Source organism: Acidovorax sp. 210-6 (assembly GCF_010020825.1).
Lineage (GTDB): Bacteria > Pseudomonadota > Gammaproteobacteria > Burkholderiales > Burkholderiaceae_C > Simplicispira > Simplicispira sedimenti.
Genome location: NZ_JAACJE010000001.1, coordinates 1,497,217 through 1,519,565 on the forward strand (window position 1 = coordinate 1,497,217; position 22,349 = coordinate 1,519,565).

Annotated in this window: 15 protein-coding genes; 12 read left to right on the forward strand and 3 right to left on the reverse strand. The window is 68.6% G+C overall.

Annotation, left to right across the window (positions count from 1 at the left end; genetic code table 11):
* Nucleotides 1-84 precede the first annotated feature (84 nt).
* A complete protein-coding gene (locus GWK50_RS06940) occupies nucleotides 85-294 on the forward strand; it encodes a hypothetical protein (RefSeq protein WP_059400428.1) in 210 nt (69 codons plus the stop codon).
* A gap of 149 nt (nucleotides 295-443) precedes the next feature.
* Here the strand turns inward: GWK50_RS06940 and GWK50_RS06945 are convergent, their stop codons facing one another.
* Complete coding sequence (locus GWK50_RS06945) at nucleotides 444-1,664, reverse strand: integrase domain-containing protein (protein WP_059400429.1); 1,221 nt, start codon at nucleotides 1,662-1,664, stop codon at nucleotides 444-446.
* Nucleotides 1,665-3,202: 1,538 nt separating this feature from the next.
* Between GWK50_RS06945 and GWK50_RS06950 the strand changes: the two genes are divergently transcribed.
* From GWK50_RS06950 to GWK50_RS06980, 7 genes are all read left to right on the forward strand, one after another.
* Nucleotides 3,203-5,617 carry a copper-translocating P-type ATPase gene (locus GWK50_RS06950; protein WP_092939584.1) on the forward strand — a complete coding sequence of 805 codons (2,415 nt, stop codon included), beginning with the start codon at nucleotides 3,203-3,205 and terminating at the stop codon, nucleotides 5,615-5,617.
* Nucleotides 5,618-6,344: 727 nt separating this feature from the next.
* Nucleotides 6,345-7,370, forward strand: coding sequence for a PRTRC system protein D (locus GWK50_RS06955; RefSeq protein ID WP_059400431.1), 1,026 nt, complete (start codon nucleotides 6,345-6,347; stop codon nucleotides 7,368-7,370).
* A complete protein-coding gene (locus GWK50_RS06960) occupies nucleotides 7,357-7,671 on the forward strand; it encodes a hypothetical protein (protein ID WP_059400432.1) in 315 nt (104 codons plus the stop codon). The genes GWK50_RS06955 and GWK50_RS06960 overlap by 14 nt, the downstream gene beginning before the upstream one ends.
* Before the next feature lie 230 nt (nucleotides 7,672-7,901).
* Nucleotides 7,902-8,921, forward strand: coding sequence for a PRTRC system protein D (locus tag GWK50_RS06965; protein WP_059400433.1), 1,020 nt, complete (start codon nucleotides 7,902-7,904; stop codon nucleotides 8,919-8,921).
* Nucleotides 8,918-9,214 (forward strand): hypothetical protein, encoded by a 297-nt coding sequence (locus GWK50_RS06970; RefSeq protein ID WP_059400434.1) that lies wholly within the window; start codon nucleotides 8,918-8,920, stop codon nucleotides 9,212-9,214. The genes GWK50_RS06965 and GWK50_RS06970 overlap by 4 nt, the downstream gene beginning before the upstream one ends.
* Nucleotides 9,215-9,237: 23 nt before the next feature.
* Nucleotides 9,238-9,690 (forward strand): CFI-box-CTERM domain-containing protein, encoded by a 453-nt coding sequence (locus GWK50_RS06975; RefSeq protein WP_059400435.1) that lies wholly within the window; start codon nucleotides 9,238-9,240, stop codon nucleotides 9,688-9,690.
* A complete protein-coding gene (locus tag GWK50_RS06980) occupies nucleotides 9,680-10,207 on the forward strand; it encodes a hypothetical protein (protein ID WP_059400436.1) in 528 nt (175 codons plus the stop codon). The genes GWK50_RS06975 and GWK50_RS06980 overlap by 11 nt, the downstream gene beginning before the upstream one ends.
* 137 nt (nucleotides 10,208-10,344) lie before the next feature.
* On the opposite strand, the gene GWK50_RS06985 is transcribed toward GWK50_RS06980, so the two are convergent.
* Both GWK50_RS06985 and GWK50_RS06990 read right to left on the reverse strand, forming a co-directional pair.
* On the reverse strand, nucleotides 10,345-11,601 hold the full coding sequence (locus tag GWK50_RS06985) for a site-specific integrase (protein WP_059400437.1): 1,257 nt from the start codon (nucleotides 11,599-11,601) through the stop codon (nucleotides 10,345-10,347).
* 310 nt (nucleotides 11,602-11,911) lie between these two features.
* Nucleotides 11,912-12,625, reverse strand: a complete 714-nt coding sequence (locus GWK50_RS06990) for a Crp/Fnr family transcriptional regulator (protein WP_162015753.1) — start codon at nucleotides 12,623-12,625, stop codon at nucleotides 11,912-11,914.
* Between the two features lie 63 nt (nucleotides 12,626-12,688).
* Between GWK50_RS06990 and GWK50_RS06995 the strand changes: the two genes are divergently transcribed.
* The 4 genes from GWK50_RS06995 to cobN all read left to right on the forward strand — a co-directional run bounded on the left by GWK50_RS06995 (nucleotide 12,689) and on the right by cobN (nucleotide 22,322).
* Nucleotides 12,689-14,827, forward strand: a complete 2,139-nt coding sequence (locus GWK50_RS06995; protein ID WP_162015754.1) for a TonB-dependent receptor — start codon at nucleotides 12,689-12,691, stop codon at nucleotides 14,825-14,827.
* Nucleotides 14,828-14,905: 78 nt separating this feature from the next.
* Nucleotides 14,906-15,931, forward strand: coding sequence for an ABC transporter substrate-binding protein (locus GWK50_RS07000; RefSeq protein WP_197904985.1), 1,026 nt, complete (start codon nucleotides 14,906-14,908; stop codon nucleotides 15,929-15,931).
* A gap of 94 nt (nucleotides 15,932-16,025) precedes the next feature.
* Nucleotides 16,026-18,017: a TonB-dependent receptor gene (locus tag GWK50_RS07005; protein ID WP_162015755.1), complete on the forward strand. Its 1,992-nt coding sequence runs from the start codon at nucleotides 16,026-16,028 to the stop codon at nucleotides 18,015-18,017.
* 174 nt (nucleotides 18,018-18,191) lie between these two features.
* Nucleotides 18,192-22,322, forward strand: coding sequence for a cobaltochelatase subunit CobN (gene cobN, locus GWK50_RS07010; RefSeq protein ID WP_347339504.1), 4,131 nt, complete (start codon nucleotides 18,192-18,194; stop codon nucleotides 22,320-22,322).
* The last annotated feature ends 27 nt before the right edge of the window (nucleotides 22,323-22,349 follow it).

A 22,349-nucleotide genomic window follows, 5' to 3' on the forward strand; every position in this document is an offset into this window, starting at 1 on the left:
CCCCAGCCCGCGCAGGGCCGAGAGGGCGGCCTACTCAAGCACAACCGCCCCGTCCGGGGCACATCGACGACAGGAGTACAAGGCATGAACATGAAGGACTGGCGGGTTCTCGTGGTCCGCGACGGCGTTGCCGTGGACATCGGTAAGGTCAGCGAGACGGACGAACCCCTTGCCCGCTGCGCTGCCCTCTGGCGGTACGGGGTCAGCGAAGAGGAAATCACCGTGGGCGAGGCGCGGCGGCGCGGCGCCCGGATCTATCCCGACGAGGACTTCGAGGTGTTGCCGATGCCATGAGCCTCGCGAAGCCCATGTAGCTTGCGCCCCCGGTTGGTCCATTGCGGACGCCGGGGGCGTTTTTGTTGCCGGGGCAGTCTGGCCGTTGCTGCGGCGAAGCACAGGCGCTGCAGCAGCATGGACCGCCGAATACCCCTCGGGCTTCCCCTTCATGGCTGCCTGACGGCAGAGGGATTCGCAGCGCCTTCGTCGCCGGCCGTGCCCTGGCCGCGGGACGGGCCGTCCACCGTGGCCCGTGCCGTAGGACGCAGCGCGCGGACCGATCCGATGTACGCCCCGGCCGCGCGATTGCGGGCATGGCCCGCCATCTCGGCGATATCCTGCTGCGCGGCCTCCCGCACATCCTTCGGCGGGAGCGTGCCTCCCCGCACCGGGGGCTGGGTGCCGGTGCCATTCACCCAGACCTCCACGAAGACCTCGTGCCGAAGCCCGTGGCCGGTCGCGCCGCGTTCCTTGAGGGACAGGCCAAAGCGCCGCATCACGTAGCTGAAGTGGTTGAGGTTCTGTTTGAGGTCGCGCGACGGGTTGCTCAAGTGGGCGTCGGCAGCACCGGCCACGGACTTCGCATACGCGAGGGCCTGCCGCTGCTGCGCCGTGGCGATGGCCACGAAACGGGGTCGGCCCCCCTTGCTGCCCTGGCACACCCAGAGGTAGCTCTCGGCCTTCTGGCGCTCCGGCGGCAGCCTGGTGGCCGAGAAGGGCACCACGCAGGCATGGGGCCGCATCATGACGGCTTCCTTGCGGCGCAGCCCGAAGGCACGAATCAGCCGCAGGGCCGCTCCCACGTGGCGGTCGTAGGCGCACACCTGCGCGATCAGGGCTTCGATGTCGATCCCGGCACCGCTCCAAGTCCTGTCGCGCTGCGCGACTTCGTGCCGCTGGTATTCCGTGACGTCCAGGCCATAGGCGTCCGGCTTGCGCACGAGCCCTGGCTTCCCGATCCATTGCGCCAGCCCCCGCAGGAAGCTGAGGTAGGTCTGGATGGTCGCGGCCGCGAGCCTATCCTGGCGCCACAGGCTCACCATCGCCTGGATGTGGCGCCCCCCGATGTTGCGCGGGTCGGGCATCGTGGGGAACCCCGCCTTGGCCTGGAGGTCGCGCAGGAAGCGCCGCAGGAACACCGCCCGGTCGTGGCGCGTCTTGTGCGACACGCTCTTGAGCATGGCCGTGTGCTGTTCGTTGAACAGCTTCAGCAGGATCTCCAGTACTTCCTCGGGCGGCGTCGATCCCGGCGGATGGCGGGCCAGCACGTCGGCGGCGCTCAGGCCCGACCAGTCCCGGTGGCGCCGCCCGGGGTGGCGGCGGGATGTGTTCTTCGGCCGCGCGGGCCGCCTGCGGTTCCGGGTGGGCGAAGGGGCATGGGCATTCATCGGTCTCTCTCCTGTCGTGCGGCCCGCGTCCCGAGCGCGTGCCATCGGGTGTGAAAGGAAATCCGGGGGGTGTTGCGTGCCGTCGCTGGGGAATTCCGGTGCCAGCGGCGGACGGTGGCCGATGCGTCGAGCGCCGTGCGCGGCCACGCCGCACGGCACCTACCCAGGGTTTCGCTGCACGGCTGCCAGGGGCAGCGCGGCGGCGCGGTCGTTCTTAAAAATGAACACGGGTTGATCCGGTCCTGCGCGCGCGTTTCCGCGGCAAACACAGGGTGGGGTGCGCCAATGACCTTGGAGGTTCACGGCCTTGGAGGTCCGTGAGCGCCGCGCACCGGTCTGGCCGGTGCACGTCTGCGGGATCAGTGCTGGATTCGTAGCGCCACCCATCTGCTGGGTCGCTCTCCTGACCGTGGCCGGAGAGCGTCAGATGTCCGAGCGGGGACACACGTGGAGCCCATCAGGGCAAGCACGACCGTGTGCCGCGCGATGCGCGTGCTCGGAAGGTGGCGGGAACAGTGCCTGGGCATCGGGTGCCCGGCGAACGGTTTGACCTGCACCGCGACGCGTCCTTGGAGGACGCCCAGCCGCAAGGGCTGGCAGGTCGCGGGCTTTCACTACGAATGGATTCCTCGGAGTGCTGCTCTGTGGCAGGACTCGGTCCGGGCTCGGGGCCGGGACATGAGGGGCGGGTAACGACCGCTACGCCTTTTTGCGCTCCACCGATGGGAGCGAGGGCAAGGAGCCTTCGGGAGCCCTCAGTGGACACCGGCGCTGCGGCGTCGTCAAGGCCATGCGCGGGGCTTCGGGGTGGCGATCACAGCTTCCTGCGAGGCCGCTCTATGTCTGGATTCCCCCTGGGGGGCGCTCGCGCGAGAGGGGGTTGACAAAGAGGGGGTATGACTCTGGTTGTGAATCCGACCTGGAAGGCGGCGCCGGCGATACGGCGTGAGACGCGATGAGGCGAAGGCCGCAGTTGAAGGATGCTCGAACAACGGCGCGGAGCGAGCGCTTCGAAGTGCGGGCGCCTGAACTGTCCTTGAAGCAGCGGCGAAGGGCGGTCTGACCGCATGGCGAGCGGAAGTTTTGTCCAGACGGCTCTCGGCACGCCCCTTTGCAGCTCCTCGCCCAGCCACAGCCCCACCCTGGACGGCTACGGAAGACGCTTGACCCTCTCACAGTGTCAAGGTCGATAGTCTCCCCATCAACCTCGACGTGAACTCCTGATGGGTCGTCTCAAAGTCCTCGACATGAGCCACAGGCACTGCGGCAGTACGATCGCAAGGTCCTTAGCCGGCAGGGAAAGACCTGCCGCGATCGAAGGCCGACATCCCTGGGAAACAGGTGTCGATCCCGGTAGCCGTGGCTGGGATGGTGGCGATCGCACAGAGGGTCTGCATCCAGGGTTGTCCGCAGGTGCGGTCCGCGGTCGGAACGGCAGGGCCAAGAGCGCCGCTGCCGCTGCGGCTTATCTCCGAGAGTTTTGTGCCGGGCGCATGGGTGAATTTTGGCCTGCACCTGGTGGGAGCGACATACAAGCCATGGACAAGAACGCGACCTCCTCCTCCGCCAAACATGTTCACAGCCATCACGAGCACGAGGGGCCATCTCGCGCCGCCGAGCCAATGGCTCCGGCGCCGCGCGCGGGCTACGCCTGCCCGATGCATCCGGAGGTGAGACAGGCGGAGCCCGGGAAGTGTCCGAAGTGCGGAATGTTCCTGGAGCCGGTCGGCCTCCCGCCCGGCCACGGCGGACCCGGACCTGCGCAGCACGGGCATGACCATCATCGGCATCACGCGGCGGCACCGCTGGCTGCACCTGCAGCGGCGGGCAAAGGTGACAAGGATGCGGAATACACGTGCCCGATGCACCCGCAGATCCGCCAGAGGGGACCAGGGAACTGCCCGATCTGCGGAATGGCGCTGGAGCCGGTGATCGCGACGGGCACCACGGGCGAAAGCGCCGAACTGCGCGACATGACGCGCCGGTTCTGGATCGGGCTGGCGCTGGCGCTGCCCGTGTTCGTCCTGGAAATGGGCGGTCACCTCGTGGGCTGGCATCTCCTTCCGGCGCAAACCTCGAACTGGTTGCAGTTGCTCCTTGCCACGCCGGTGGTCCTCTGGGCAGGCTGGCCGTTTTTTGCGCGCGGCTGGGCGTCGATCCGGAACCGCAGCCTCAACATGTTCACGCTCGTCGCGCTGGGAACGGGTGCCGCCTGGCTCTACAGCATCGTCGGCACGCTTGCGCCCGACCTGTTTCCCGCCGAACTGCGGGGCCATGAAGGCGCGGTGCCAATCTACTTCGAGGCAGCGGCTGTCATCACGGTGCTGGTGCTGCTCGGTCAGGTCCTGGAACTGCGCGCGCGCGAGAAGACGTCGGGCGCCATCAAGGCCTTGCTCGACCTGGCGCCGAAGACGGCCCTGCGCGTGCGGGCGGATGGCAGCGACGAGACGGTCCAGATCGACACCATCCAGGTCGGCGAGCGCCTGCGGGTGCGGCCGGGCGAGAAGGTGCCCGTGGACGGGGAACTGATCGAGGGCAAGGGAACGGTCGATGAGTCCATGGTCACGGGTGAACCCATGCCGGTGCCCAAGGCTGCCGGTTCCAAGGTCACCGCCGGCACCCTTAACCAGACGGGCGGCTTCGTGATGCGGGCGGACAAGGTCGGTGCCGACACACTGCTCTCCCAGATCGTCCACATGGTGGCGGCCGCACAGCGCAGCCGCGCGCCGATCCAGCGCATGGCCGACGAAGTGGCGGCCTGGTTCGTGCCGATCGTCATCGCCGTGGCCTTGCTGACCTTCGTCGTCTGGCTGGTGTGGGGGCCCGACCCCTCGCTCTCCTACGCGCTCATCACTTCGGTTGCCGTACTCATCATCGCCTGCCCCTGCGCCCTGGGGCTGGCCACGCCCATGTCCATCATGGTGGGCGTCGGCCGAGGGGCCCAACAGGGCGTGCTGATCCGTGATGCCCAGGTCCTCGAACGAATGGAGAAGGTCGACACCCTGGTCGTGGACAAGACCGGGACCTTGACCGAGGGGCGGCCGAAGGTCGTGCACATCGAGGCGGCCGAAGGCTTTGGACGCGACGACCTGCTCCAGAAGCTGGCCAGCGTGGAGCGGGCGAGCGAGCATCCGCTGGCGATGGCAGTCGTCCAGGCTGCCCAGGCACGAAAGCTCCCGTTTTCCGAAGTGAGCAACTTCGACTCGCCCGTGGGCAAGGGCGTCGTCGGACGGGTCGACGGTGTGGACCTGATCAGCGGGGCAGCCAAGTTCCTGAAGGAGCGCGGCATCGACGTTTCGCCCTTGGAGGCGGCGGCGGAGAAGCAGCGTGCCAGGTCGGCGACGGTCATCTTTGTTGCGCTGGGCGGCAGCCTGGCGGGCTTCGTGGCGATCGCGGACCCCATCAAGGAGACCACGCCGGAGGCCCTGCGAGGACTGCGCGAAGCCGGCGTGCGCATCGTCATGCTCACGGGCGACGGCAGGACCACGGCGGACGCCGTTGCCAGAGAGCTTGACATTGACGAAGTGGTCGCGGAGGTGTTCCCCGAGGACAAGGCAAAGATCGTACAGCGCCTTCGGGGCGAGGGCCGCGTGGTGGCCATGGCCGGTGACGGTGTCAACGACGCGCCGGCGCTTGCCGCGGCCGAGGTCGGCATCGCGATGGGCACCGGGACGGATGTGGCGATGGAAAGCGCCGGGGTAACCCTCCTCAAGGGCGACCTGACGGGAATCGTCCGTGCGCGGAAGCTGTCGCACGCCACCATGCGGAACATCCGGCAGAACCTTTTCTTCACCTTCGTCTACAACGTGGCGGGCATTCCGCTCGCCGCGGGCGCGCTCTATCCCTTCCTTGGGATGCTCCTCTCGCCCGTGGTGGCCGCCGCCGCCATGGCGCTGTCGTCCGTCAGTGTCATTGTCAATGCGCTACGGCTGCGGACTGCAAAGGTGGATTGAGATCAGCCAGCGACGAATGCAAGCTGCAGGCATTGAGCCCGGCACCCGTAGCCGCAACTTCAGCCGAAGCGGCGCCAGGCGCTGGAACCGATCGCGCAGGACCACACCCGCCACGCCAGCCGCGAGAGCATCGAGCTCAAGCGGAAGGGCCCAGCCCGGGGTGGCGTACCGCCTGCAGGGTTCCATCCGATCGGTGGGATGGCTGATGTCGGATTGCCGGGGTAGTTCAGGCCACGCACCGGCGCGCGCCACTTCGAAGGCAGGCTGGCGACGATGCCCAGAGCCCACGCTCTTCGGCCGTTGACAGGAACTCGCTTGGGTAGGCCGGTCGCATCGGCTGCGCTGGCGCAGCGGCGACGTCCTTCCGGCTCGCGCGGGAATTCGACGCGGAGCAGACCCATCATGCACCGGTCGACGAGAGCGGCCTGACGGCACCTGCCCTGAAGCACCTGGTGCCACTGCGCCGGGCCAGCGGGCGAAGCCGCGGGCGGTCGGCGGCGGAGCCCGCTACCGGGGCAGACGCCTTTCGGCCAGACCTCGGCTTGCGCCGCCGCAGGCTTGCGCACAGGCGCCGCCGTGGCGCGCACCGGCACCAAGGCATGCCTCGCGGGCCGTCCGGTGGAGCTGTCGGCGAAATCCGCTCACAAACGCTCGACTTTCTCGTTGCGCATCCGGAGCGCGGTAGACGACCCTTTCGGATGTTTGTGTCCACGGCAAGGAGCCTGCAATGAGCAAGATCGTCAGGGCCATCGACGTCGGCTTCGGCAACACGAAGTTCGTCGTCGGGCACACGGAGCAGGAGATCAAGTGCGCGTCCTTCCCGTCGCTGGCCTATACCAGCGCCAAGGACCCGGCGACGAGGCCGGCAGCCGAGCGCCGCAGGACGGTGGCCATCCCGATCGACGGAACCTTCTACGAGGTCGGGCCGGAAGTCCACCTGGCGGCGGACACCTTCCGGGCGACGCAGTTGCACGACCAGTACGTCGAGACGCCCGAGTACATGGCGCTGGCGCGCGGTGCGATGGCCTACATGAAGCTCAGCGCGATCGACCTGCTCGTGGTGGGGCTGCCGGTGTCGTCCTTCCAGGCACGCAAGGCCTATCTGGAGAAGGCGATGGTGGGCGTGCACGATCTCGGCGGCGGCAAGACGGTGGAGGTGAGGAAGGCCGTCGCCGTGGCCCAGCCGCAGGGCGCACTCGTCTACTACACGGCAGCGTACCACAAGCAAAAGAGCATCGAGCACGAGCAGAGCCTCATCATCGATCCGGGCTCGCGCACCTTCGACTGGCTGCTGTCGCGGGGCATGCGGCTGGTCCTGAAGGTCAGCAACTCCGTCAACCGCGGCATGTCCGATGTCCTCAAGACGATCGCCCAGGAGATCAGCAGCGACATCGGCCGGCCCTACAGCGACCTGCCTGCCATCGATGCGGCCTTGCGCACCGGCAAGCCGCTGATGATCTACCAGAAGCCCTACGACCTCGCTCCGATCCTGCCGACCGCGCGCGCGGTCGCGCGCCGCGCCGTCTCGTCGATGATGGAGTGGATCACGGAGGACTACAGCATCCAGAACGTGATCCTCGTCGGTGGCGGCGCGTTCATGTTCAAGGACGCGGTCAAGGCGGCGTTTCCGAACCACAAGATCTACGTGGTGAAGGAGCCGATGTTCGCCAACGTGAAGGGCTTCCAGATCGCGGGGGACAACCTCCTCAAGGCCCAGGGCACTGCCGGCGAGGACCGAGATGGACAGCGATGAGACACGCCGGTCGCAGGCCTTGCGCATCCGCGTCACCCTGGAGCTGAGCCGCAGCGACGATCCTCTCCTGTTCGACGCACTCGTGCAGTTGAAGAAGGGGCGCAGGCGCGTCGCGCGGCTGCGCACCCTGGCCCATGACGGTCTGCTGGCGAGCCAGCTGAAGCTGTCGGGTCCCGCCGCGCCAGCGCCGGCGCAAGCCGGTCCCGCCCTCGGCAGCGAGGACGGGGGCGAGCATGCAGACCTCGCGGCCTTGGACCCCAGCGTGACCTCCGGGCTCTTTGAAGCGCCCCTGAGGGAATGAGCCTCGGGCCGAGCCCTCCGATCCCAGACGCCCCCTTGACGCGTGGGACTCCCGTGAGACCGTGGTGAGACGGAATGCGCAGCGCCCGGCCTGTATGGGACGGCGCGGGACGAACTGAGACCGTGGTCGGGGTGGAGTCGCGCCCGAACGGAATCATGGGATGCCCAGGCGCGGTCCGCGTGGGCGCCGTCGATGGCCGCCCGTTTCGCAACACAGTTCAGGAGAACCATATGAATCCAGTGGTCAGGGCCGTAGACGTCGGGTTCGGCCATACCAAGTTCGTCACGGGGGTGGCCGGCACCGAGATCCGGTGCACGAGCTTTCCTTCGCTGTGCTATCCGGCGGCGAGGGATTCCTCCAAGGCCGCCGCGATCGAGAGCCGCGCGACGATGTGCATCCCCATTGGCGGCCTGTTCTACGAGGTGGGGCCGGATGTCGTGCTCGCCGGCGATGCCTTCCGGCCTTCCCAGATGCACGACCGCTACACGGAGACGCCGGAGTACCTGGCGCTGCTCAGGGGTGCCCTTCGCATGATGAAGGTGTCGGAGATACACCTGCTCGTCGTCGGTCTGCCCGTGGCACTGCTGGCGGCGCGCAAGGCAAAGCTCGAGCGGGCCATGACGGGGACGCACGATGTCGGCGGAGGCCGTCGGGTGGTCGTGCACAAGACCATGGCGGTCGCGCAGCCGCAGGGTGCCCTGGTCTACTTCGCGTCCGTCGCCGGCAAGATGGACCGGATCGCGGGGGAGAACAGTCTCGTGCTCGACCCCGGATACCGGACCTTCGATTGGGTGGTCGCGCGGGGCGTGCGCTTCGTGCAGAAGCGCAGCCATTCCGTGCCCCGAGGCGTTGCGGACGTGCTTCAGGCACTGGCCTCGGAGATCACCTTGGACATCGGCGTTCAGTACAGAGACCTCGATGCGGTCGATGCGGCGCTGCGAGCGGGCAGGGCGCCCACGATCTACCAGCGGCCGTACGACCTGCAACGGATGCGGCCGATGGTCGAGAAGATCACCGGCCAGGCGATCTCGTCGATGCTGCACTGGATCGGAGATGCGACGGGCTTCCACAACATCGTGATGGCCGGTGGCGGCGTCCATCTGTTCAAGGGCGCCGTCCGGGCGGCGTTTCCGCGCCAGCGGGTGCTGGTGCTCCGGGACGGCATGTTCGCCAACGTGCGCGGGTTTCAGATCGCGGGGATGAACTACCTTGCCGGCCGCAGCGGCGCCGATGCCGGAGGTGTGCGATGAGCGAGGAAAGCCGCAACGATGGCACGATCCGGCTCCTGTTCGAGATGTCGCGGGACGACAACCCGCCGCTCTACGACGACCTGATCCGGTTCGGCAAGGGCGTGAAGCGGGTGAACCGGCTGCGTCTGCTGGCACATGAGGGCTTGCGCGCCGTCACCTTGCCGGCGCCGGCGCCCGCAGGGGAGGCGATCGCGGGCCGTCCCGCCACAGAGGCGCCGCAAGCAGTTGCCCCCGCGGGCTTCGGGTCCGGTGCCGTGACCGACCTGGTGTTCGCCGAGCCGCTGGGCGAATAGGGGGCGGTATGGGACATGGAACGATGGATCGCGGCGAGAGCAGCGGTGTCAGTGCATCCGAGTTGGCCGCCATGGGCATGTGCGAGCGCAGGGTGGCTCTGGATCACCGCCACGGACGGAAGGTCTCCGCCGCGCAGCACGAAGCGCTCCAGCGGGGCCTGCGCCTGCACGCCGCATTCGACGCGCAGGCCGCGGCGGAGCGGCCCGGCCGGCGGGGCCGGTGCTTCATCGCGACCCACATCTTCGGAAGTGCCGCCCCGCAAACCGAGGTCCTGCGACGCTATCGGGACGGCGTGCTGCGCACCAGCGGCCCGGGATGCCGCCTGATCGTGTGGTACTACCGCGCAGCGCCGCTCGTCTGTGCCTGGCTTTGCCGCCATCCGTGGGCCTGCATCCCGCTTCGCCACGCCCTGTCGCTGATGGTCTGGTACGCAGGGTGGCGCTGCCGGCGCATGGAGGTGCATCATGTCCGCTGAAGTGGTCGTCGCATGCGGGCTTGCTGTCGGCCTGCTGCTGTGGAGCGCACGGCGTTGGCTCATGGGCCGCCCCAACGGCTGGGCCCGCCTTCCCGGAGAGCTGCGGCGCGCCGAGCTCATCTACAGCGAGCGGCCTTTCCGCGTCGGGGAGCCAGAGGCGATTTCAGCGAAGGTCGACCGTGCGTACCGGCGCCGGGATGGGGTGTTCGTGCTGCTGGAGCTCAAGACGCGCGCGCATGCGCGGGCCTATCCCTCGGACGTGATCGAGCTGTCTGCGCAGCGGATGGCGCTGGGCAGCGAGTCGGGGCAACCCGTCGCGTCGCATGCGTACGTGCTCATTCAGGCCCCGGACGGGCGGTTTCTAGGCTGCCGACGCGTGCGCCTCTTGCCCGCGCGAGAGGTGGTGGCGCTGGCCAGGCGTCGCAGGCAACTGCTGAGGGGAGCCCTTCAGCCACGTGCGAACGGGGCTCCGCATCTGTGCGGGGACTGCGCTCACAGCCAGCGCTGTGGCCGATAGCCGGGCCATCGAACGCAGCGCTTGCCGCTCCGAGGTATCTGCGAGGACGTCGACGGTTGGGCCAGGGCCGGACGGACCGCATGGCTCTACGCCATTGAGGAATCGGCGAGCGCTTTGCGGTCTCCTTTGGGCGGCCGTCAAGCGGCCAGCACGCATTGGGGACGGTTCGCAGCAGCTTCGCATCTGGCGATGAACTCGGCCCAGCGTTCGAGCGCCACGCGGCGTTCGGGTATTTCCTCGCGAACGTCGTAGATGCCTTCCACACCCTTGAGCACGTGGTTGAGCGCGATCTCTGAGATCTCCCGGCTGATGCCCATGTTGCGCATGTGGCCCTTGGCCGTGCTGCGCGTGTCGTGCGGCGTGAAGCGCCGGATCTCGATGTCGCCCCGCTCGAAAGCGCGCGTGATGGCGGCCCACAAGGTCGTGCCGCCCACATGGATGTCGCCGCCGAAGCGCCGCCTGCGGCGCTCCACGCGGCAGGGCAGCACCCAATCGGAGTCGCCCGCCAGTTCCTTGAGCTCCTTGAACCAACCGACCACCGTGGGCGTGAGGGGCACGAGAAAGCCTGCCCGTGTCTTGACCACGGTATCCGGCACCCACCAGTCTCCCTTGTCGAGATCCACGTGCTCCCAGCGGGCCTTCGACAGTTCGACGGAGCGGACGCAGGTCGCCAGCAAGATCCGGAAGGCCAGGGCGTTCTCGAAGCCGATGTCCTCGATGTCCTTCAGCAGGATGCAGAGTTCGTCTTCCGAGAGCATGACCCGCTTGCGCACGGGTGGACGCGGTCCCATCAAGGAGGTGATGTCGATCCCCAGGGCCGGATTCGAATAGATCAGCTTCTTGCCACAAGCGTGTGCGAACAACTGCTTGCAGGAGGTCAGGATCCGCTTCGATACGGTCCAACTGCGTTCCGCGGATTCGATGACATGCACGACGTGGGCTGGCGAAACCTTGTCCACGCGCATCGAGCCGAGCTTGGGTAGGATCACGTTTTCCAGATCCCACTTGCGGTAGTAGATGGTGCCCACGGCGAGATCGTCCGGACCGAGCTTCTTCTCCTTGAAGTCTGCAATCAGCGCGCGGACCGTCCAAGACATCTTGGACTCCATCTTCACGACCTTCTTACGGTTCGCGGGGTCTTCGCCTCGGTCGATGGCTGCGCGTTCCTCGCGCGCTATCTGCCTGGCCTTAGCAAGGGAAACGTCCGGGTAGTTGCCTATCGTCAGCTCTCGCCGACGACTACCTGGCAGGCTGTACCGGAGCACCCAGGCCGCGGTTCCCGAGGCGGACAGCGTGAACGTCAGTCCGTCGCCATCGGACTTGGCGACCGGCGCTCCCTGCTTCATCCAGTGCTTGATCTGGATGTCGTCGAGTAAATGAACTTGCTTGCCCATGTTTGCGTCTCCCACCCCAGGCAAGGCCTCACCTGCGGCTATATTGGAGACACTCTACGCCGTTCCAGGACTGGTAGCTAGACCTAGAGAATCCGCCTAGCTACCAGCGTAGCTACCGGCAGATCACGCGCTTGGATGCGCTCTCGTGAGACGCTATGATCCAATAACTCATTGTCAGCAAAGGAGATTTAATACTTTGCTGACACGTCGTTGGAGGATGTGGGGCCACTGTTGATATTCCAGGTGGCAATTTGCATGGCAGGCTCGGGCGGTGGAAAGCGCCCGATGGTAGCGCTTGCGCGCTGCATTTTCAGAACGTGCGCACCAGCGCCCCGGCCAGGCGGCGCAGCGGGGTGGTGTCCAGCAGCGTCCAGTGCCTCCGCTCGCCGCTGAGCCATTCACGCGCCTGCCACTGCGCCAGCAGGCGGCTCAGGGTTTCGGGGCGTATGCCCAGGTGGGCCGCCATCTGGCGCTGGCTGCCGGGCAGCTCCAGGCGGGGGCCCTGGTCGGCGGCCAGGCGCAGCAGGTAGGCGGCCAGGCGCTGGGGGGCGCTGCTCACGGTCAACCATTCCACCTCGTTGATGTAGTGGTAGAGCCTGCGGCTGAAGTCCTCGAGCAGGCGCAGCGCCAGGGCAGGGTGGCTGGCGCAGGCCTGCTGCAGCATCTGCCGCTCCATGCGCCACACCGAGGTGCCACCCACGGCCCGGGCCTGCATGGGATAGCGGCCATGCGCCATGAACATGGCCACCTCGGCCACGCATTGGCCTGCGCCAAAGCGGTGGTACACGCGCTCGTTGCCGTCGCAGCCAAAGCGCACCAGCTCCACATGACCGCGCTCCACCAGCAGCCAGTGCAGGGCAGGGTCGCCTTCGTGAAAGACCACTTCCCCGGCCTTGTAGTGGCGCATTTCGGCACGCACGCACAGCCCCTGCAGAAGGTCGATAGGCAACTCGCGCAGCAGCGGGTGCAGGGCCAAGCGGTGGATCACAAGCTGCGGCGAGCTCTGGATGTTGACAAAAGTCATTGTCGGATACAGGTGGTTTCTCGGATCATATTGCAAATGCGAATTACTACCAACAATATTTACATGCAACCGATCCTCTCCCCGAACTCCACCGGCTTCGTCCTGCGGGCCACCGCCGGTGTAGTGCTGATGTCCGCCCTGGCTGCGCAGGCCCAGACCCAGAATGCGGCCAGCCTGCCTTCCGTCACCGTGCAATCGAGCCGCTCCAGCGCCGAAATGCCTGCGCGCAAAACACTCGAGCAAGAGCGCGAGCAACTGGCGCAGGTGCCCGGCGGCACCAACCTGGCCGAGCCGCAGAAAGAGGCGCGCCTGGCCACGTTGCGCGACGCGCTGGATTACCAGCCCGGCATCATGCTGCAGGACTTCTTTGGCGGCACCGACCAGCCGCGCCTGGGCATCCGCGGCTCGGGCATTCAGAGCAACCCGGTCAACCGCGGCGTGCTGCTGCTGCAGGACGGCCTGCCGCTGAACGAGGCCGACGGCTCCTTCATCATCGGCTTGGTCGAGCCGCGCAACGCGGCCTACATCAGCGCCCGGCGCGGCGCCAATGCCACCACGCCGGGCGCCACCACCCTGGGCGGCGAGGTGGACTTTGTCTCGCTCACCGGGGCCGACGAGCGCGGTCGCGTGCGCGCCGAAGTGGGCAGCTTCGGCCGCCAGGGACTGCAGGGCGCCGTGGGCGCGGTGGGCGAGCGGCTCGACGGCCGCGTGTCCGTCAGCAGCGACCGCTACGACGGCTACCGCCACCACTCCGCTTCGCAGCGCGATGCCTTGCAGGCCAACGTGGGCTTCCAGGGCGACGGTGGCTTCCAGAACCGCACCTACCTGAACTGGACCGACCTGGCCTTCCAGATTCCCAGCGTGGTGCCCAAGGATCGCGTCACCAGCAACCCGCGCGGCGTGATGGGCGACGGCAAGACGCCGCAGGACCAGTTGCTCAACGTGTACAAGCGCGACCCGCGCCGCGAGGCCTCGCAGTTGCGCCTGGCCAACCGCTCTACCTGGGGCAGCGAGGCCCTGCGCCAGGAAGTGGGCGTGTACTGGCAGGATACCGACGACCTGTTCAACAACCAGACCAGCCACACCGTGACCCACAGCCGCACCCTGGGCGCGCAGTGGCAGGCCAGCGGCCGTCCGGGCGGGCAGGCGGGGGCCGTGGGCTGGCGCACCGCGCTGTCGTGGGCGCAAAGCCAGATGGAGCGCGACCTGTATGCCACCAACCCGGCCAACGGCCAGCAGATGCAGCGCTTTGGCTCCTACGACCTGGATGCCCGCAACCTGCAGGCCCTGGCCGCTGCCGACTGGCGCGTGGCCCCGGGCTGGACGGTGCTGGGCAGCCTGCAGTGGAGCCAGATCACGCGCGACGCCGCCAGCCGCACCAGCGCGGCCCAGCTTGACCAAAGCTGGAATTTCGCCACGCCCAAGCTCGGCGTGAACTGGGACCTGTCGCCCGCCACGCGCCTGTGGGCCAACCTCAGCCGCAGCCAGGAGGCGCCCACCTACTGGGAAATCCTCAGCGCCACCGTGGCGCCCAACAACCCGGCTGCCGCCAGCGCCGAACTGGTGCGCCTGAAGATGCAGCGCGCCACCACGCTCGAACTCGGAGGCCAGGGCCGCCTGGGCGAGGGCGCGCAGGCCCTGCAATGGAACGCGGCGGTCTACCGCAGCGTGGTCGCCGACGAACTCATCTCCACCACCGACGCCAACGGCATCAAGGTCGGCACCTACAACTACCGGGGCGGTACGCTGCACCAGGGCGTGGAGCTGGGCCTTGCGGGCAGCCAGCGCTTGGGCACCGGCGCGCTGGACTACCGCGCAAGCTGGACCTACAGCGACTTCCGCTTCCGTGCGGGCGAGTACGCCGGCAAGCAGATCGCCGGCGTGCCGCGCCACCTGCTCAACGCCGAATTGATGGTGCGCATGGGTGCCTGGCGCTTCGGCCCCAACCTGCGCTGGGTGCCGGTGAGCACGCCCACCGACCACGCCAACACGCCGGGCACGCAGCAGGAGTCGTATGCGCTGCTGGGCCTGAAGGTCGAATGGCGCGAAGGCCCCTGGGCCGTGTACCTGCAGGCCGACAACGTGACCGACCGCCGCTACGCCAGCAGCTACGCCATCCGCAACCAGGCCACCGCCGCACAACCGGGCTACCTGCCCGGCCTGGGGCGCAGCCTCACCGCAGGCTTGACCTACAGGTTCTGATTTTTTGATTTTCCGGTGCGCCCTTGCGGCCCGTGCCTCGGCGGCACCGGGCCGCGATGGGCGTGGAGCACGACGACCATGCACGATGATTTTCTGATCCCACAGGCCCCGCTTTCGCGCCGCCAGGCCCTGGCCTGGCTGGCCGCGCCCCTGGCCGCCGCGCCCGCGCTGGGCATGGCCGCGCCGCTGCCGCAGCTCACGCTGGCCGGGCCGCCCGCCATCGTCTCGGCGCCGCTGATCCACATGGCTGAAACCAACGCATTGCAGGGCGTGGCGCAGCGCACCGTGTTCACTGCCTGGCGCGACCCCGACCAGTTGCGCATGATGGCCATGGGTGGCAAGGCCGACGTGCTGGCCATGCCCAGCAACGTGGCCGCCAACCTCTACAACCGGGGTGCCGGGGTCGCATTGCTCAACATCTCCACCTGGGGCTCGCAGTGGATCGTCACGCGCGATGCGGCGCGCAAGACGCTGGCGGCTTTCAAGGGCGAGGAAATCGCCGTGCCCTTCCGGGGCGACATGCCCGACATCGTGCTGCAGCTGCTCGCGGCCAAGCAGGGGCTGGACCCGCTGCGCGACTTCCGCATCCGCTACGTGCCCACGCCCATGGAGGCCATGCAGTTGCTCATCACGCGCCGCGTCTCGCACGCGCTGCTGTCCGAGCCCGCCGTCTCGCTGGCGCTGCGCAAGACCCAATCCTTCCCCGTGGGCCTGATCGCGCCCGAGCTGCACCGGGGCGCCGACATGCAGCAGGAATGGGGCCGCCTGTACCAGCGCCCCGCGCGCCTGCCGCAAGCGGGCATCGCCGCCGTGGGCGCCCTGCGCGCGCAGCCCGAGGCGCTGGCCGCCGTCACGCGGGCCTACGCGCAATCGCTGGCCTGGTGCCGCGACAACGCGATGGAGTGCGGCCGCATGATGGCCCGCCACATCGACCTGCTCACCCCCGAGGCCGTGGCCGATGCCATCGCCGTGAGCCAGATGGACGCCGTGCCCTTGCCGCAGGCGCGCGAGGAGCTGGAGTTTTTCTTCGGCCAGCTCATGGCGCGCAACCCCGGCTTGCTCGGGGGCAAGCTGCCCCCCGCCGCGTTCTACGCGCCCGGCTGAAGCCGCCCGCTGTTTTTCCTTTTCTCGAATGCATCCCTGGCAGCCGCCGCCACCTGGGTCTTCACTGGTTTTCTCGACTCAGGAGTTTTTCACCATGGTTCTTGACGTTTCCCGTTCTCTCTCCCGTGGCGCCCTGGCGCGCCGCCCCGTGGCCCTGGCCGCGCTGCTGCTGCTGGCGGGCGCGCAGGCGCGGGCCCAGTCCGCCACGGCGCCCGAGTTGTTGGCACAGGCCTCCGCCACGGCGCTGCCCGCCGTCACCGTCACCGCCACCCTGGCCGAGCAGGACGTGCGCACCGCGCCCGCCAGCGTCACCGTGATCGGCCGCGAGGAGCTGGAGGCGCGCAACGCCGCAGACCTGCTCGACGCCGTGCGCGGCGCGCCCGGCCTCACGCTCTCGCCGCGCCAGGTGGGCGGGCGCAAGACGCTGGCGCTGCGCGGCCTGGAGGGCAAGCACACGCTCACGCTGATCGACGGGCGGCGCATCAGCGCCTCGGACGACGTGGTGGGCCACTCCGACTACCAGTACGGCTGGCTGCCCCTGTCGGCCATCGAGCGCATCGAGGTCATTCGCGGGCCCATGTCGGCGCTCTACGGCTCCGAGGCGCTGGGCGGCGTGGTCAACATGATCACGCGCCAGCCCAAGGACCGCTGGATCGGCTCGGTCGGCATCACGGGCAGCAACCCCACCAGTGCCAGCGAGGGCGAGCCCACGGGCAAGGCCTCGGTGTTTGCCGCCGGGCCGGTGGGCGAGCGCCTCACGCTGCGCGTGAACGGCGAGGTCTCGCACGCCGCGCCGGTGGCGGACCGCAAGGACCCGCGCGTCTCCGAGATCGAGGGCCACCACTCGCAGGCCGGTGGCCTGAGCGCCAGCTTCGCGTTGACGCCGCAGCAAACCCTGGAGGCCGGCTGGACGGGCAAGAACGAGCGCCGCTTCTACGACACCACCTCCACCACCAAGGGCGCCTACCGCAGCAGCTACGACATCGACCGCACGCAGGCCCATGTGGGCTGGGAAGGGCGCTTCGACCAGTGGCGCGGCCGTGTGCGTGCCTACCGCAGCGAGATCGACATCGTCAACACGGCCAGCAACGGCGTGGCGCCCACGCGGCCGCAGAACATGACGGACGACGTGCTCGACGGCCACGCCAGCTTCAAGCTGGGCAGCCACCAGCTCACCGTGGGCGGCGAGTGGCGCGATGAAACCCTGGTCAACGCGGGCCTGAAGAACGGCAGCGACTCGGCCACGCACAAGGCCCTGTTCGTGCAGGACGAAATCGCCCTGACCGATGCGCTCATGCTCACCGCCGGCCTGCGCGCCGACAACCACCAGCTCTTTGGCAGCGAGCTGAGCCCGCGCGCCTACCTGGTGTGGGAGGCCAGCCCGGCGCTCGTCGTCAAGGGCGGCTTCGGCCATGCCTTCAAGGCGCCCACGCTCAAGCAGATCTCGCCCAACTACGTGGGCGCCGAAGGGCCGCATACTTTCATGGGCAATGCCAACGTGAAGCCAGAGTCGTCCAACTCCTTCGAGGTGGGCGCCGACTGGCAGGCCGCGCCCGGCTGGACGCTGCGCGCGACGGCCTTCAACACCGAGGTGAAAGACCTCATCACGTACCGCCTGCTGAGCACTGTCGGTACGCGGCGTACCTACCAGTACGACAACATCAACGCTGCGCGCATCCGGGGCCTGGAGGCGGGCGTGGCCTGGGACATCACCCGCGCCTGGAGCTGGAGCAACGACCTCACGCTGCTCAACACGCGCGACAAGACCACGGGCAAGAAGCTGGCCGATCGGCCCTCAAGCAGCCTGACCTCGCGTCTGGAGTGGAAGAACGCCAGCGGCTGGAGCGCCCGCGTGGCGGCCGAGTTCATCGGCAGCCAGACGGCCACCGACGGCAAGCCATTGCCTTCGTACGCGCTGTGGAGCGCCAGCGTGGGCAAGCAGATCGCGCTGGACGGCCAGCGCAAGCTGGCGTTGCGCGCCGGGCTGGAAAACATCGGCAACGTGAACCTGGCGGAAAAGTCCGCCAGCTTCGGTTACGCCGAGCGTGCCCGCCGCCTGTTCGTGTCGGCGCGCGTGGATTTTTGAAGAGGGGAGTGTGTGAAGCGATAAGGACTGTGCAATGAACCACCCCCGGCCTCCTCTCTGGTGGGGACGCGAGCGCCGGGGTGTGCGCCACACCATGCCTGAATGCTACTAAAAACATAGCTGTTGGCGCTTGCTGAATAAGCGCCAGAGGCCAATTTCATTCAAAGAATTCCAGTGAACCCCCTGTCCCTTCTTCGCCGCTGGCTGGCGCTGTGCCTGCTGGCCTTTCTGCCTGTATGGCCCGTGGGCGTAGCGCAGGCGGCCTCGGTGCTGTTCATCGCCACCTCCAACGTGCCCCCGGGCAAGTTTCGCCTGCTGGCCGACATTGCGCGCCCGCACGGCATTGATGTGCAGGTGCGCTACCTGGGCAAGATCCCGGCCGATGCCGATGCCGGGCTGTTCCAGGGGCAGGACATGGTGTTCTTCGACACCTACCAGCAGGACGACGTGCGCCAGCACCTGGCCCGCGCACTGCCCGGCCTGCGCGCGCCGCACGCCTGGCTGTACGACGCACGCCCGGCCTGGGGCGGTGGGGTGAACGAAGCCCTGGGCCGGCGCCTGGCCCAGTACTACAGCAACGGCGGGCGGCAGAACTTCGAGGGCTTTGTGGCCACCGTGGCTGCCTATTTGAAAGGCCAGAGCGCACAGGGCGTGCCCGACCCGGTGATCTTCCCCAAGACGGCGGTGTACCACCCGCGCGCGCCCGGCCAGGTGTTTGCTGACCCGCTGGCCTACCTGCGCTGGGCGGGGGTGGACCCCACCGACCCGCAGCGCCGCCCCGTGGTGGCGCTGGCCGTGCACCAGCAGTACATCGCCTCGGTGCAGGCCGACTACATCGACGACCTCATCGCCCGCATCGAGGCCGCAGGCGCCGTGGCGCTGAGCTTCTACAGCCCCATGATGGACGCGGGCAGCCTGGACCGCATGCTGCGCCCCCAGGGCAAGGCGCTGGCCGACGTGCTCATCAACACCCAGATCATGCTCATGCCCGAGATGCGCCGCGCCGAGTTCGAGCGCCTGGGCATCCCCGTGCTGCAGGCCATGACCTACCGCCGTGGCGACGCCGCGCACTGGCAGGCCAACCCCCAGGGTGTGCCGCTGATGGACGTGCCGTTCTACCTTGCGCAGGCCGAATACGCGGGCGTGACCGACATCCAGGTGGCCTCGGCCAGCGGCGTGGGCGACGCGCCCATCGCCACCATTCCCGCCCAGGCCGACGCCGTGGTCGGCAAGGCGCTGCGCCTGGTGGCGCTGCAGCGCAAAGCGAACGCCGACAAGCGCCTGTCGGTGTTCTTCTGGAACTACCCGCCGGGCGAGAAGAACCTCTCCGCCTCTTTCCTCAACGTGCCGCGCAGCCTGCAGACCACGCTGGCCGCGCTGCGCGCCCAGGGCTATGACACCGAGGTGCCGTCCGAGCCCGAACTCATCGCCAAGCTCCAGCGTCTGCTGGCCCCCGCCTACCGCGCGGGCGAGCTGGAACCCCTGCTGCGCGAGGGCCTGGCCGCGACCGTGCCCGTGGCGCGCTACCGTGCCTGGCTGGGCCAGCAGCCCGCCGCCGTGCAGACTGCCTTGCGCGAGCGCTGGGGCGAGCCCGAGGCGTCTTCCATGGTCTTGCGCCAGGGCGGCCAGGCCATGTTCGTGGTGCCGCGCCTCATGCTGGGCAAGATCGCCCTTCTGCCGCAGCCGCCGCGCGGCGACAACGAGCCCAGCGAAGTTGCGGCGCAGGCTAACGCCGGCGAAGCTGGGGTTAAGCCGCAAAGCGGCGGCCGAAGCCAAAAGTGGGTGTCCAAGGAAAAAGCCCTCTACCACTCCAGCAACGCCTGGCCCTCGCACTACTACCTGGCCGCCTACCTGTGGGCGCGCGAGCAGCAGGCCAGCGACGCGCTGGTGCACTTCGGCACGCACGGCAGCCAGGAATGGCTGCCCGGCAAGGAGCGCGGCCTGTCCGTCTCTGACCCCGGCATGCTCGCCGTGGGCGACCTGCCGGTGGCCTACCCCTACATCGCCGACAACATCGGCGAGGCCCAGCAGGCCAAACGCCGGGGCCGCGCCGTCATCATCAGCCACCAGACGCCGCCCTTCAAGCCCGCCGGGCTGCACCAGGCGCTCACCCACATGCACGACCTGCTGCACGCCTGGGTGGCGCAGGACGAGGGCGTGGTCAAAGACAAGATCAAGGCCGACCTGCTGGCCGCCGCCGCCAAGGAGCGCATAGCCCTCGACATGGGCTGGACCGCCGAGCGCGCCCGCGCCGAGTTTCCCGCCTTTGTCGATGCCTTGCACAACCAGTTGCACGAGCTGGCCGAAACCGCCCAACCCCTGGGCCTGCACACCCTGGGCCGCGCGCCCGAGGCCCAGCACCGCCTGGCCACCGTGCTGCTGATGCTGGGCCGCCCGTTCTGGGAGGCCGCCTGGCTGCACGCGGGCAAGCCCGCCGCCGATGCCGATGAAGCCCTGCTGACCGACTACGACAAGCTCCCCGGCACCGCGCCCTACCAGTTGCTGCAACGCCATGTGGTGCAGGGCGAAAGCACGCAGGGCTTGAGCGCCCCGCTGCGCGAGGCTTTGGACAAAGCCCGCACCTGGTACGCCGCCATCGGCGCCGACCAGGAGCTGCCCGCGCTGCTCACCGTGCTGGCGGGCCGCCACCTGCCCACGTCCTACGGCGGCGACCCCATCAAGAACCCCGACGCCTATCCCACGGGCCGCAACCTCTACGGCTTCGACCCCTCGCGCGTGCCCACCAAGCAGGCCTGGGCGGCAGGCAAGGAGGCAGCCGAGCAGCTCATTGCCGAGCACCGGCGCCTCACCGGCAAGCAGCCCAAAAAGCTCGCCGTGTCGCTGTGGTCGGTGGAGACCATGCGCCACCAGGGCCTGCTCGAAGCCCAGGCGCTGTGGCTGCTGGGCACCGAGCCCGTGTGGGACGAGGGGGGCCGCGTCACGGGCGTCAAGCTCGTGCCGCGCAAAGAGCTGGGCCGCGAGCGCGTGGACGTGGTGCTGTCGGCCACCGGCCTGTACCGCGACCACTTCCCCAACACCATGAAGATCCTGGCCCAGGCCGCGCAGCTGGCCGCCCGCGCCACGGGCGACGGCGACGAGGCCAACCCCGTGGCCGCCCACACCCGCGCCATCGCCGCGCGCCTGCGCGCCCAGGGCCTGCCCGACAAGGCCGCGCAGGCGGCGGCCGAAACGCGCATCTACTCGTCCGAATCGGGCAAATACGGCACCGGCCTGGACGACGCCACACTCGCCACCGACACCTGGAAGGGCAAGCAGGAGGGCGACCGCAAGCTCGCGCAGCTCTACCTCTCGCGCATGCAGTTCGCCTACGGCGCCGATGAATCCACCTGGGGCAGCCTGCAGGGCAACGGCTTCAAGGGCCAGGACGGCCAGCCCATCAACCTCTACGCCGAGCACCTGCGCGGCACCGAGGGCGCGGTGCTTTCGCGCACGTCCAACACCTACGGCATGCTCACCACCGACGATCCGTTCCAGTACCTGGGCGGCATCGGCCTGGCCGTGCGGCACCTCGACGGCAAGGCGCCGCAGCTCTACATCAGCAACCTGCGTGGCGCGGGCAGCGGGCGCGTGGAAGGCGCGGCGCAGTTTTTGGCCAAAGAGCTGGCCACGCGCCAGTTCCACCCCGGCTACATCAAGGGTCTGATGCAGGAGGGCTACGCCGGCACGCTGCAGGTGCTGGACGCGACCAACAACTTCTGGGGCTGGACGGCCGTGGCGCGCGAGATCGTGCGCGACGACCAGTGGCAGGAGATGGTGGACGTGTACGTGCGCGACAAGCACCAGCTGGGCCTGAAGCAATGGTTCGAGGCGCACAACCCGCACGCGCTGGCGCAGAACATCGAGCGCATGTTGGAGGCTGCGCGCCAGGGCTACTGGCAGGCGGACGCCCAAACCGTGGCCGAGCTGAAAGACCGCTGGCGCGACCTGTCCCAGCGCTTTGACGTGCGCACCGACAACGCCGCCTTCGAGCGCTTTGTAGGCGCAGGCCAGGGCGCTGCAGGCTTTGGCCTGAACCTGGGGCATTCACCCGCTGATCCCGCCGCCGCAGCGCAGAGTGCGGCCGCGCCGCCGCCCGCCGCCGAAGCCGCCCCCGCCGCTCCGCCCCCACCCCCGCCGCCCATCAGTGGCATGCGGCTGGAGCAGGTGGCCGACAAGCCGCCCGCGCCGGACGCCAACACTTGGCAGACGCTGTGGGTGGCGCTGGTGCTGGGCGCCGTCATGCTGGGTGGCGGCTGGTGGCAGCGGCGTTATTCTTTTCAAGCAAAATTGGCCTCTAGCGCTTGATGGATAAGCGCTAACAGCTATCAAAAT

Coding starts and splice junctions, on each gene's coding strand:
- GWK50_RS06940 (WP_059400428.1), top strand. CDS start 85: ATGAACATGAAGGACTGGCGGGTTCTCGTGGTCCGCGACGGCGTTGCC.
- GWK50_RS06945 (WP_059400429.1), bottom strand. CDS start 1,664: ATGAATGCCCATGCCCCTTCGCCCACCCGGAACCGCAGGCGGCCCGCG.
- GWK50_RS06950 (WP_092939584.1), top strand. CDS start 3,203: ATGGACAAGAACGCGACCTCCTCCTCCGCCAAACATGTTCACAGCCAT.
- GWK50_RS06955 (WP_059400431.1), top strand. CDS start 6,345: ATGAGCAAGATCGTCAGGGCCATCGACGTCGGCTTCGGCAACACGAAG.
- GWK50_RS06960 (WP_059400432.1), top strand. CDS start 7,357: ATGGACAGCGATGAGACACGCCGGTCGCAGGCCTTGCGCATCCGCGTC.
- GWK50_RS06965 (WP_059400433.1), top strand. CDS start 7,902: ATGAATCCAGTGGTCAGGGCCGTAGACGTCGGGTTCGGCCATACCAAG.
- GWK50_RS06970 (WP_059400434.1), top strand. CDS start 8,918: ATGAGCGAGGAAAGCCGCAACGATGGCACGATCCGGCTCCTGTTCGAG.
- GWK50_RS06975 (WP_059400435.1), top strand. CDS start 9,238: ATGGATCGCGGCGAGAGCAGCGGTGTCAGTGCATCCGAGTTGGCCGCC.
- GWK50_RS06980 (WP_059400436.1), top strand. CDS start 9,680: ATGTCCGCTGAAGTGGTCGTCGCATGCGGGCTTGCTGTCGGCCTGCTG.
- GWK50_RS06985 (WP_059400437.1), bottom strand. CDS start 11,601: ATGGGCAAGCAAGTTCATTTACTCGACGACATCCAGATCAAGCACTGG.
- GWK50_RS06990 (WP_162015753.1), bottom strand. CDS start 12,625: ATGACTTTTGTCAACATCCAGAGCTCGCCGCAGCTTGTGATCCACCGC.
- GWK50_RS06995 (WP_162015754.1), top strand. CDS start 12,689: ATGCAACCGATCCTCTCCCCGAACTCCACCGGCTTCGTCCTGCGGGCC.
- GWK50_RS07000 (WP_197904985.1), top strand. CDS start 14,906: ATGCACGATGATTTTCTGATCCCACAGGCCCCGCTTTCGCGCCGCCAG.
- GWK50_RS07005 (WP_162015755.1), top strand. CDS start 16,026: ATGGTTCTTGACGTTTCCCGTTCTCTCTCCCGTGGCGCCCTGGCGCGC.